12 protein-coding genes are annotated in these 11,901 nt (G+C 39.7%); 6 read left to right on the top strand and 6 right to left on the bottom strand.

Annotated elements, in window-relative coordinates; genetic code table 11:
* Positions 1 to 30 precede the first annotated feature (30 nt).
* Genes hutI through ACN19N_RS06280 form a run of 3 tightly spaced genes read left to right on the top strand, consistent with a single transcriptional unit; the run spans position 31 to position 3,491 of the window.
* Entirely contained in the window at positions 31 to 1,236 is a 1,206-nt protein-coding gene (gene hutI, locus ACN19N_RS06270) for an imidazolonepropionase (protein WP_420002215.1), read from the top strand.
* A gap of 30 nt (positions 1,237 to 1,266) precedes the next feature.
* On the top strand, positions 1,267 to 2,187 hold the full coding sequence (gene hutG / locus ACN19N_RS06275) for a formimidoylglutamase (RefSeq protein WP_420002216.1): 921 nt from the start codon (positions 1,267 to 1,269) through the stop codon (positions 2,185 to 2,187).
* A 32-nt stretch (positions 2,188 to 2,219) separates the two neighbouring features.
* Positions 2,220 to 3,491, top strand: coding sequence for a Glu/Leu/Phe/Val family dehydrogenase (locus ACN19N_RS06280; RefSeq protein ID WP_293745337.1), 1,272 nt, complete (start codon positions 2,220 to 2,222; stop codon positions 3,489 to 3,491).
* A 70-nt stretch (positions 3,492 to 3,561) separates the two neighbouring features.
* On the opposite strand, the gene ACN19N_RS06285 is transcribed toward ACN19N_RS06280, so the two are convergent.
* Complete coding sequence (locus tag ACN19N_RS06285) at positions 3,562 to 4,389, bottom strand: SDR family oxidoreductase (protein WP_420002217.1); 828 nt, start codon at positions 4,387 to 4,389, stop codon at positions 3,562 to 3,564.
* Positions 4,390 to 4,426: 37 nt separating this feature from the next.
* On the bottom strand, positions 4,427 to 5,143 hold the full coding sequence (locus tag ACN19N_RS06290; RefSeq protein ID WP_420002218.1) for an enoyl-CoA hydratase/isomerase family protein: 717 nt from the start codon (positions 5,141 to 5,143) through the stop codon (positions 4,427 to 4,429).
* A 118-nt stretch (positions 5,144 to 5,261) separates the two neighbouring features.
* On the opposite strand from ACN19N_RS06290, the gene ACN19N_RS06295 reads away from it, so the two are divergent.
* Positions 5,262 to 6,326, top strand: coding sequence for a helix-turn-helix domain-containing protein (locus ACN19N_RS06295; RefSeq protein WP_420002219.1), 1,065 nt, complete (start codon positions 5,262 to 5,264; stop codon positions 6,324 to 6,326).
* On the opposite strand, the gene ACN19N_RS06300 is transcribed toward ACN19N_RS06295, so the two are convergent.
* From ACN19N_RS06300 to ACN19N_RS06315, 4 genes are all read right to left on the bottom strand, one after another.
* A complete protein-coding gene (locus ACN19N_RS06300) occupies positions 6,323 to 7,735 on the bottom strand; it encodes a PLP-dependent aminotransferase family protein (protein ID WP_420002220.1) in 1,413 nt (470 codons plus the stop codon). The two genes, ACN19N_RS06295 and ACN19N_RS06300, sit on opposite strands and share 4 nt — an antisense overlap.
* A 61-nt stretch (positions 7,736 to 7,796) precedes the next feature.
* Positions 7,797 to 7,919 (bottom strand): hypothetical protein, encoded by a 123-nt coding sequence (locus ACN19N_RS06305; RefSeq protein ID WP_265596708.1) that lies wholly within the window; start codon positions 7,917 to 7,919, stop codon positions 7,797 to 7,799.
* Positions 7,920 to 7,928: 9 nt separating this feature from the next.
* Positions 7,929 to 8,933 (bottom strand): cytochrome d ubiquinol oxidase subunit II, encoded by a 1,005-nt coding sequence (gene cydB / locus ACN19N_RS06310; RefSeq protein WP_420002221.1) that lies wholly within the window; start codon positions 8,931 to 8,933, stop codon positions 7,929 to 7,931.
* Positions 8,926 to 10,371: a cytochrome ubiquinol oxidase subunit I gene (locus tag ACN19N_RS06315; protein ID WP_420002222.1), complete on the bottom strand. Its 1,446-nt coding sequence runs from the start codon at positions 10,369 to 10,371 to the stop codon at positions 8,926 to 8,928. Before ACN19N_RS06315 ends, cydB begins: the two co-directional genes overlap by 8 nt.
* A gap of 360 nt (positions 10,372 to 10,731) precedes the next feature.
* On the opposite strand from ACN19N_RS06315, the gene ACN19N_RS06320 reads away from it, so the two are divergent.
* Together ACN19N_RS06320 and ACN19N_RS06325 are read left to right on the top strand one after the other, a co-directional pair.
* Positions 10,732 to 11,550, top strand: coding sequence for a hypothetical protein (locus tag ACN19N_RS06320; protein WP_420002360.1), 819 nt, complete (start codon positions 10,732 to 10,734; stop codon positions 11,548 to 11,550).
* A gap of 42 nt (positions 11,551 to 11,592) precedes the next feature.
* Entirely contained in the window at positions 11,593 to 11,775 is a 183-nt protein-coding gene (locus tag ACN19N_RS06325; RefSeq protein ID WP_269228165.1) for a hypothetical protein, read from the top strand.
* Positions 11,776 to 11,901 lie beyond the last annotated feature (126 nt).

The following is an 11,901-nucleotide window of genomic DNA, read 5'->3' on the forward strand; positions in this document are numbered from 1 at the left end:
CATAGCTCTTGGACAGGGAGATGATCTGAAATGAAAAAGCTTTGGAAAAACTGTCATATCGCTACTATGCATGATGGGAAATACAACAGTATTGAACATGCTGCTTTAGTGACATTTGGACAGCATATTCATTGGATTGGTCGTGAAAGTGATATTCCAAATGATAATTATGCTGAAACCATTGATTTGAATGGGGCATGGTTAACACCCGGTTTGATTGATTGCCATACGCATAGTGTGTTTGGTGGAAATCGTAGTGTTGAGTTTGAGCAACGTTTGCAGGGTGTCAGCTATGCAGAGATTGCAGCAAGTGGTGGCGGGATTGCCAGTACTGTGCGTGCTACCCGTGAAGCGAGTGAAGAACAATTACTCGCATCGGCTTTAAAACGTATTCGTTGTTTGCTTAAAGATGGTGTTACCACCATTGAAATTAAGTCTGGTTATGGTCTGGACTATGTCAATGAACGAAAAATGTTACGTGTGATTCGTCAAATTGCAAATATTTTGCCAATGACTGTACGCAGTACATGCTTAGCAGCGCATGCATTACCTCCTGAATATAAAGGTCAAAATGATGCCTATGTCGATCATATTTGTACAGAAATGTTGCCCAAACTGCATCAGGAAGGGTTAGTGGATGCGGTCGATGCATTTTGTGAGTATTTAGCATTTTCACCTGCCCAAGTTGAACGTATATTTAGAACAGCACATGCACTCAATCTCCCCGTTAAATTGCATGCAGAACAACTGTCTTCTCTAGGTGGTTCTAGTTTGGCTGCTCGTTATCATGCATTGTCGGCAGATCATTTGGAATTTATGACTGAAGACGATGTCAAAGCAATGGCTAGCTCAGGAACAGTTGCAGTGTTATTACCTGGTGCATTCTATTTCTTGAGAGAGACTAAATATCCACCATTAGACAGTTTGCATCAACATGGTGTTCGGATTGCGTTGTCGAGCGACTTGAATCCAGGAACTTCTCCAGCATTGTCATTACGTTTGATGATGAATATGGGAAGTACCTTATTTCGCTTAACACCCGAACAAACATTGGCAGGCGTAACCATTCACGCGGCACATGCTTTAGGGCTACAAGATTCACATGGCAGTTTAGAAGTAGGCAAAGTTGCTGACTTTATTGCTTGGGAAATTGAACATCCATCTGAGATTGTGTATTGGCTCGGTGGAGATTTACCTAAACGTATTATTCAGCATGGCAATGAAATTTTTGTGTAGTGCGAACAGTTTTAATTAGTGATATTGAATATGAATCATTCATTTAAATGGCAAGGGCGACAAGATGGTGAAGGTGAGCAACATCTACGTATCCATCAGGTGGTTAATACCAGTCAACATGCTGCTTTTGCTTTAATCGGCTTTAGTTCCGATGAAGGCGTAAAGCGTAATAAAGGGCGTTTAGGTGCAGCGGATGCACCCGATATGATTCGTGCTCAGTTGGCAAATTTACCTATTCATCAACCGATTTCGATTGCTGATTTGGGTACGGTGGTTTGTGATCATGGAAAATTGGAACAAGCTCAGGCTGAACTGGCAGAGCAGGTTGAACGCAGCTTAAAACAAGGCATGAAACCGATTGTTTTAGGTGGCGGGCATGAAGTCGCATTTGGTAGTTTTTCTGGGTTATTTCAATATATCCAAAACAACGATCCAAACCGTAAAATAGGCATCATTAATTTTGATGCGCATTTTGATCTTCGTGAAGCTGAACAGGTGACTTCAGGAACACCTTTTCTAAATGCAGCGCAATTGTCAGAACAGCATGATCAGGAATTTAATTATCTCTGTATCGGTGTGGCGAAGCATTCAAATACTAAAGTTTTGTTTGAAACAGCGGATCGTTTGAATTGTAGCTATATCTACGACCATCAATTACAACTGACCAATCTTGTAAATTTAATTTCGAAAATTAACGGTTTTATTGAAAAAGTTGACGACTTATACATCACAGTTGATTTGGATGTATTTAGCGCCAGCATCGCACCCGGTGTCAGTGCACCAGCAGTCAAAGGCATTGATTTATCCGTCTTTGACCCATTATTAGACGCCATTAAGAAAACTGGCAAAATTAAAGTTTTTGATGTGGCTGAATGCAACCCACGGTTTGATTTGGATAACAGAACTGCCAAATTAGCCGCTTATATCATTTTTAATTACCTATTTGATTGATGATTCAAACGAACTCATCAAAAGGATAAAACATGTCTAATTTATCTTATGTCTCTCAAAATGACGGTCCATGGGCAACTTATCTTAAACAGATTGAGCGTGTTGCTCCATATCTAGATGGTTTAGAAGACTATGTGGACACATTGAAGCGCCCAAAACGTGCTCTGATTGTCGATGTGCCAATTGTGATGGACGATGGCACAATTCGTCATTTTGAAGGTTATCGTGTACAACACAACTTGTCACGTGGTCCGGGTAAGGGCGGTATTCGCTATCACCCAGATGTAGATTTAAATGAAGTAATGGCACTTTCAGCATGGATGACCATTAAAACTGCGGTGGTGAATTTACCATTTGGCGGTGCAAAAGGTGGCATCCGTGTTGACCCGCGTCAACTTTCACCACGTGAATTAGAGCGTTTAACCCGTCGTTATACCAGTGAAATCAGCCATATCATTGGCCCACAAAAAGATATCCCTGCTCCAGACGTGGGTACTAATCCAAACGTGATGGGTTGGATCATGGATACTTATTCATCTGGTCAAGGTCATACAGTGACTGGTGTGGTAACGGGTAAACCGGTACATCTTGGTGGTTCTCTTGGTCGGATTAAAGCGACAGGTCGTGGAGTTTTCATCACAGGTCAACAAGTTGCTGAAAAAATCAAATTACCATTAGACGGCGCAAAAATCGCAGTTCAAGGGTTTGGTAACGTAGGTAGCGAAGCTGCATATTTGTTTGCTGATTCGAAATCGATCATTGTGACGATTCAAGATCACACTGGTACGATTTTCAATCCAGAAGGAATCGATCTTGCTGCATTAAAAACGCACATGGAAACTCATCAAGGTGTGGGTGGCTTTGAGGGCGCTCAAGCGATTAGTGATGAAGAGTTCTGGAATGTAGAGATGGATATTTTGATTCCTGCTGCATTGGAAAGTCAAATCACAGTTGAACGTGCGCAAAAGTTAACTGCGAAGTTAGTGCTTGAAGGTGCGAACGGTCCAACATTCCCAGAAGCAGACGATGTATTGGTTCAACGTGGTATTACGGTTGTGCCTGACGTCATCTGTAACGCTGGCGGTGTAACCGTATCTTACTTTGAATGGGTTCAAGATATGTCGAGCTACTTCTGGTCTGAGGAAGAAATTAACGAAAGACTGGATAAGTTGATGATTCAAGCTATCAATGATGTATGGCATAAATCAAGCGAGAAAGAATGTACTTTACGTACAGCAGCCTTCATTTTAGGTTGTGAGCGTATTTTAAAAGCGCGTAAAGAGCGTGGTATTTTCCCTGGTTAATTTTATTTTTTAGCTTAACATTTAAAATGACCTTAAGACTGATGTTTTAAGGTCATTTTTTATGGTTGAATCAATCCAAAAAGAAATCTTTCTGTAGATTGGTATTTCCAGCGACACATGCATATTGAGAAAAGTCAGTGATGCCGACTCTTACTAGAGCTTGTTCATCGGTTAGGTTCTGTCCTGTCAGTTCACCTTTCGCCGTACTATAAATCGCATAAGCTGCATCAGCCATGATTTCAGGTTTACGACTCACATGTAAGGTATTTTCTTCGCCTAGATTCTTAGACACGGCTGCGGTTGCGATATAAGTTTCAGGCCACAAGGTATTACAAGAAATACCATATTGGCGAAATTCTTCTGCCATGCCCAAAGTCAAAATCGTCATACCATATTTAGATAAAGCATAAGGTGAAAGCATCCCGAGCCATTTCGGTGACATGTTTACAGGTGGTGATAAACTCAAAATATGTGGATTTTCAGATTGCTTTAAAAAGGGCAATGCAGCTTGGGCACAAATGAAAGTGGCACGATGATTAATGGTTTGGATCAGGTCATATTGTTTTAATGAGGTGGATTCCACCCCCATCAATGCGATTGCACCTGCGTTATTAATCAGCACATCAATTCCACCAAAGGCTTTGGCAGCTTGTTGAATAGCTGTATGGATTTGTTGTTCATCTCTAACATCAAGTAGTAGAGGCAATGCTCTGCCGCCAGCAGCTTCAATTTCTTCAGCGACGCTATAAATCGTACCTGTTAATTTAGTGGTCTCGACTTCGGTTTTTGCTGCAATCACGACATTAGCGCCTGCCTGAGCTGCTTTTAATGCAATCGCTCTGCCAATACCTCGACTGCCGCCAGTGATAAAAACAGTTCTTCCTTGCATATTATTCATTGAGATATCCTAGATTTGAGTTGTTGTAAAAGGTGAACTAGATCATGAAAGGGGGTGCAAATTTTTCAGGATCATAGAGTTGGCGTTGCTTGGCAATCTCTACAATTCGATGGCGGAGCTGACGTTTGATCATGGCATAGGTCATACGGTGCTTTTGTGCCATATCTTCTGCAAATTTAAACACTTCAAAGTTTAATGTTTCGATTGGTTCAATTTGGTGAACGAGTTGGGATTGTAGACATTCAGTGCCTGTCATGGTTTTGCCTGTCAAAGACATTTCCCAAATTGCATGTTGATTGGGAAGTAGTTGTACAATTTCAGCAATGCTATCTGTAAAAGGAATGCCTAGATGGACTTCTGGAAAGCAAAAACGTCCTCGATCCGATCGCATAAATCGGAAGTCACAAGCAGATGCGAGAATTGCACCGCCTGCATAAGCATCACCACCGATTTCAGCAATTACAGGTAAGTTGAGTAATGCTAAACGGAGCAACATATTTTCAAGTTGCAGAGTAAAGGCTTTTTTATCTTCCAACGATTGTTGCATTAACCAAGCAAGGTCTAAGCCATTACAAAAGGTTTTAGGATGATCACTTCGAATAATTAAACAGGCATTATTTTTATCACTTTCAATTTCATCAAAAATAGCAAAATATTCTTCTAATACAGCTTTATTTAAAGCATTTTCCTGATTGCCATTGGTTAAATTCAGCACATAGGTCGATTGCTGTTTATCGAGTGTCATGGTTGCCATTTCAGCAATTCCTCATTGTTTTAGTCATCAATCTTGAGGTTATTATTTCGAAGAAAATACTCGCTCAATAGGGGAGACTATGCCATATTAATGATCATTTTAGGACATAGGATGTGTCATGCGAGATCCTTTTGGATTGTTTCAAGAAACCATTTCTGTTTCTTATGCTCATGTATTATTAGAAATTGTCTATGAATATGGTATTGATGCACACGTCGTTTTGCATGGAACGGATTTGATCTTGACCGACATGAAACAAGCCGATGCCAAGATGAGTGCACATCAATGGTCAAAATTGGTGGTGAATGCCTTACGATTGACGAGGAATCCGCGTCTTGGGATTGAATATGGGTTTAGGTTACGTCCAACTTCGCATGGGGCTTTAGGTTTTGCATTTCTGAGTTGTGCGGATGTTGAAACGGCGTTAAGTCTTTGTCAGCAGTATTTTTGTACCCGAATCCAAAATTTTACCCCTGAATGGCATATGGATGAAACGTTTATCTATGTTTATCTAGATGATGTTCACCCAGTGAAATTAGGTGATGCAGAACAATCTGATCAGTTAAGGCATTTTCTGATCGAAAGTTTATTGTTTGGAGCGATTCATTTTCTCACGTTGTTTTCTGACAAAATTGCAGAAAGTTGTGAGGTGTTTGTGGATTGGGCAGATGCTCAGAATTATGACAAAATTGATTTATCCCAGATAAAGATTCATTTTAATCAACCACGTAATGGTTTTCGATTTTCTAAAAAATATTTACATTGTAAGAATTCGAATGCAGATCAAGTCGCGTTCCAGCAGGCTATTTTGTATTGTGAAAATGACAAGCTTAAACTCGTAAAAGAAAGTACTCGGGACTTACAAAAAAGTATTCGCTCTGAGTTGTTGTATCATTCCAGTCATGGTTATCCCTCACTTCCATTGATTGCACAACGTTTAAATATGTCAGAACGAACGATTAAGCGGCATTTGCAAGCACAGGGCACTACATTTTTGCAAATCTTGGCTGAGGTTCGTTTTAATCAAGCGAAGAAATTACTGCAACAACAGCAATATAGTATTCAGGATATTGCTGGCTTGGTGGGATATGAAGAAGCCACCAATTTTATTCGTGCCTTTAAAAAGACCTTTGGGGAAACACCAAGTCAGTATCGCAAGAATCATCTATCCAAGCTGAATTAATTTGGTATTTGGTGTTGAATCGTCGTGATGAATAACTCTAGCGAATGCTGAATCTGTTCTGTCCAATCAAAAGAACAGTTCATACGAATAAAATGTTGATGTGAGGGCAACACATTAAATAAAGGGCTTGGCGCAACACCAATATGATGTTGAATCAGTTGCTCATAGATTTGCATACTACTGACTTTGTCAGGCAGTTGAATCCACAGAAAATAACCACTTGGGTAGTTATACACCTTGCAGTCTTGCGGCAAATGTTGTTTGAGATATTGAAAGAATTGTTTTTTATTCTTTTCTAAGGCACGTCGCAGAGTTCTTAAATGCTTTTCATAATGATGGTGAGAGAGGAATTCCACCAGTGCATTTTGGATCAAGGCGTTGGCAGAAATAGTACTCATCAATTGTAAATGTTGAATATGTTCAGAGAATTTACCTGCATAGACCCAGCCCATACGGAAACTTGAACCTAAGGTTTTAGAAAAAGAAGAGCAGTGTAATACCAGATTTTGTTGGTCAAAATACTTCATTGGCAATGGTTTCTGGCTGCCATAAAACATTTCTTCATAAACATCATCTTCGATTAAATGAATTTGGTGTTCATGCAACAATTTAGCGATTTTATATTTGATGTCATCGCTGACAGTAAATCCAATTGGGTTATGTGCATTTAGCATAAACCAACAGACTTTGATTGGATAATTTTTGATAACTTGTTCAAAAGCCTCGATATCAAAGCCATGCTGTGGATGTTCTGGGATGGTGATGACTTTTAAACCTAAACGTTCAGCAGCTTGCCAAGCACCATAAAAAATCGTTTGTTGTAATAAAATATAATCGCCAGATTGCGTAATGGCTTGTAGTGAAAGATTTAATGCTTCTAGTCCACCTGATGTAATGACAATGTCATCCGCATCGGTTGGAATGCCTTGCATACAATAGCGTTGTGCAATCAGTTTTCTTAACGCTAAATTGCCGGGAGGTAAATTTGAAGTTTGGTCATAACTATGGCGATTGCGGGAAAGTTGTCCCATGATCTGAATCAGTTTTGGGGGATACAGCAACTGACTGTCTGGAAAGGCAGAACCTAAGGGGCTGACATTGGAAGATTGAATCGACTTGAGATATTTAAAAACGAGTGAGTTAATTTCAATTTTCGGATTTAAAGACACCACTGAATAGGCTTGTGGAATCTGAATATGATTTTGCTCAGCCACAAAATAGCCAGACTTTTCTTTTGAATAAATCAGCCCTTGTGCTTCCAGTTCTTGGTAAGCATTCATCACAGTAATAAGACTGAAACCTGATCGTTGTACTTGCTCACGTAAAGAGGGTAACTTGGTGTGTGGCTGCCAAGAACCATTTTCAATAAGCAGTTTCAAGTTATGTGCTAATTGTTCTGATTTATACATAAAATAAAGTAAATCCGTGTTGATGGAATAGCCCTCATCTAAAAGCTATTCCACCCATTTTTTAATAAGCAAACATCAAGAGTAATCTAAATAGACCTGCAATGATGGCGAGTGCAAAAAATCCGACTAACCATAAGATTATAAACCATTGGGTTGGATTTAAATGCAGCGATTTTATTTTCATGTCAAGCTCCTAGTGATAACCTGCGTCACCAATACGCACCTTATCTCTAAACACCCAATACGAGAGGATGGTGTAGGCAATAATCACAGGAATTAAAATCACAGCACCAATAAGGGCAAACTTTTGACTTGAGTAGGGTGCAGCTGCTTCCCAAATGGTAACCGAGGGTGGAATGATATTTGGCCAAAGGCTGATCACAAAACCTGTAAAAGCTAAAAACACTAAAGCTAAAGTATAGATAAAGGGTTTGAAATCTTGCCGTTGTTTACATGCCTTTAAAATAAGGAATGTAAATAATAAGACCAAGATGGGTACAGGACTAAAATAAAGCAGATTTGGCAAAGCAAACCAACGTGTTGCAATTTCAGGATGGGTGAGCGGCGTGTATAAACTGACACCTGCAAAGACCACAAATAAAACAATCATCAATTTAGGCATCAAATGATACATTTTGTCTTGTAGTTCATGATCTGTTTTCATGATCAACCAACCACAGCCCAAAGCAGCATACATGGCAACCACACCCAGTCCGGTAAATAAGGCGAAAGGAGTGAACCAATCTAAACCTGAACCTGAGAAAATACCATTGGTGGTTTGGATACCCTGAATATAAGCACCTAAAATTACCCCTTGCAGGAAGCTAGATAGAATTGAACCCCAGATAAAGGCTTGATCCCATAGGTATTTGGTACGATTGGCTTTAAAGCGAAATTCAAAGGCAACCCCACGGAAAATCAATGCAGTCACCATTAGGATAATCGGCATATATAACGCAGACAGTACGGTTGAATAAACTAAAGGAAAGGCTGCAAATAACCCTGCGCCGCCCAGTACCATCCAAGTTTCATTGCCATCCCAGACAGGTGCGACAGTATTCATCATCACATCACGTTCTTCACTGCTTTGAATGAAGGGAAATAGAATCCCAATCCCGAGATCAAAACCATCCAAAATGACATAGATCAGGACACCAAGTCCGATAATGCCGACCCAAATCAGAGATAAATCAATCATGGTGTTTCTCCTTGTTTGAGTCTTGTTGATCAATGCTTTCATCGACTGCACTGAGTGGACGCATTGGGGTTTTGAAATGCCCATGACCTGCGGGTTCAAGATCAATCGCTTCAATAAATTCAGGACCTTTTTTCAAGAGCTTCAACATATAGTAAATGCCGCTACCAAACACGATGGTATAGACCAGTACGAAGATAATTAAGCTGATTCCGACCTGATCGGCTGTCACGGTATACGATAAACCATCTTTGGTGCGCATCACGCCGTAAATCACCCACGGTTGACGACCGACTTCAGTTGTCACCCATCCCGCCAGTAAGGCGATATAGCCTGTAGGCCCCATGACAAAAGCGAATTTATGAAACCAAGATGAACCATAAAGCTTGCCTTTTTTACGCAACCATAAGGCAAAGAAAGAGAGCAGCACCATTAACATGCCAAGCCCAACCATGACACGGAAACTCCAAAACACAATGCTAGCATTTGGGCGGTCTTCAGGCGCAAAGTCTTTTAAACCTGTGACTTTACCATTCAGTGAATGAGTCAGAATCAAACTGCCAAGATGAGGAATTCCGACTTCATAGAGATTTTCTTCTTTATCCATGTTCGGAATGGCGAACAGCAGGAGTGGCATTGCTTCATTGTGATTGGTTTGCCAATGACCTTCGATGGCTGCTAATTTTGCAGGTTGATGTTTTAAGGTATTTAAACCGTGATGATCACCAATCAAAACTTGTAAACATGAAGTGGCGAGTACCATCCAAAGTCCCATCGAAAATGATTTTTTGATCAGTTCATCACGGCGACCTTTGATCAAATGCCATGCCGCAGTACCCACCACCAATAAGGATGAGACTAAAAATGCGGCAACCGCCATATGCGCAAAGCGATAAGGGAAGGAGGGATTAAATACGATCGCCCACCAATCGGTTGGAATGATAATGCCATTTTCTATGCTAAAGCCTTGAGGTGTCTGCATCCAACTGTTGGAGGATAGTATCCAGAACATGGAAATACAGGTGCCGATTGCAACCATGAGGGTAGCAAAAAAATGCGCTTTGGGGCTGACCCGTCCCCAACCAAAGAGCATGATGCCGAGAAAACCCGCTTCTAAAAAGAATGCACTTAAAACTTCATAGGTGAGTAATGGGCCTGTAACACTTCCTGCAACGCGGGAAAATTCGCTCCAGTTCGTGCCAAACTGGTAACTCATCACCACGCCAGACACGACACCCATTCCAAAGGCAACCGCAAAGATCTTGATCCAGAATTTGAACAGATCTTTATAAATGGGATTTTGAGAACGCAGCCATTTCCATTCTAGCAGAGCGAGGAAACAGGCTAAGCCGATTGAGGTGGCAGGAAAGATAATGTGAAATGAAACAGTAAATGCAAACTGTATTCGAGCTAATTCTAAAGCAGTGAGACCAAGATCCATATATCCTCTCCTATAACAGACGAGCAAAAGCAGTCGCTAGGAAAATGTGAAAGAATGGACTTAAATATTTGAAAATAAAAAGAGTGGCATGGATTGCTCAATCCTTATTTAAAATCTATTTAAGTTTTATTTATCATCCAATCTTCTGTTGTATATAAATAGGTACAATTTCTTCTTGTTTTTTTATAACAGATGAATGGGAATGAAATGATCTGTTATATTTTTTTAACTAAACTCTGTAGCTATGCAGTTCTATATGCTTCATCCAAAATGACAACATGAACTCAGCAGCCTATGCAATCTCAATAAGGCTGGTAGATTGTTCGAAACATAATGATTTTGACTGGATGGCATATGACAATGTTTGTGACCAAAGAACTTAATGCGATGACGCATCTGTTTCAAGACAGAGAGCCATCGCAATCGGTACAAGAACAACTACGTCTTGAGTATGTCAATCTAGAAGCGACTTTATTAAGAGGCAAGGTTTTAAGAGATTTTTCCAAAGATCGTGTTGCTTATATTGCACAGTCTTCGATTGGTGAAAATGATAATAATCTAGGATATCTATTCGCTCCATTTATTATTGCCAATTTAAATCAGTTGGTGATTTATACAACGCCTGTCGTGCCGTCGGTATTGTCGATTTTGAATCCCTATTTTCATGCAGAAAAAAGTGTCAATTTCAAAATTGAACAGGTGCTGCATAGTCTAAAGCTGTATGTTGATCTCGTAGATTATCCGAAAAGTGAAGAGGATTTTCTTTTTCGGAGTGTTGTTAAAGCACTCTGTCGTACAGATGTTACCCATCTGTTTTTAATTACGCATTTGTTGATAAATGCAGAACAATTGCAAATTCTGCAAGATTATTTTGAAATTAAAATTGATGTGATTCATGCCGATACAGCACCGCAAATGGTTCATGATGAATTGTTGAATACTAGAAAATTGTTATTTAAAAACAAAGATGAATTACATAAAACGATCTGTACTTTGTTTTCGAATCTCAATGCCAAACTTATTGCACAAATTGGTCAATTTAGCCAAGCGCAAGCGGCGCATCTAATTGAAGATATGTTTTATTCAGAACATATTTTTGAGAAATTATCGGTCTATGCCGAATACATGCAAACTCGCCTTCAAAATGGCGCAAGCTATAAGGTTTTGTCCACAATGTGATTGTATCGAATCGAATTTTAATATTTGAATAGGAGCGGATCTATGTCTCAGCAACAATCAAAATTCCCATACCTTGCAGTAGGAATCAGTATTTTATTAGGCTGCTTATTTTTAGGTTTCTTCTTCCTTGCTGTATCTCATCAGCCTGATTATATGCCATCACAACAGAAGCAAAATACAACTCAAATACCACAATCCATTCAGCCTAATCAGTCGTCTGAATAGTTAATTTAAGCATTAGGTTTTAGCTCTCTTACTGGCCATTTGAGCAATTGCCAGTAAGTTTTTTAATTTTAATCATTAGAATTAGACAAATCAAAAATAGAAAAGAATAAAAATTCATGTTAATTG

Origin of the sequence: Acinetobacter sp. LF10 (assembly GCF_048585715.1) — a bacterium.
Lineage (GTDB): Bacteria > Pseudomonadota > Gammaproteobacteria > Pseudomonadales > Moraxellaceae > Acinetobacter.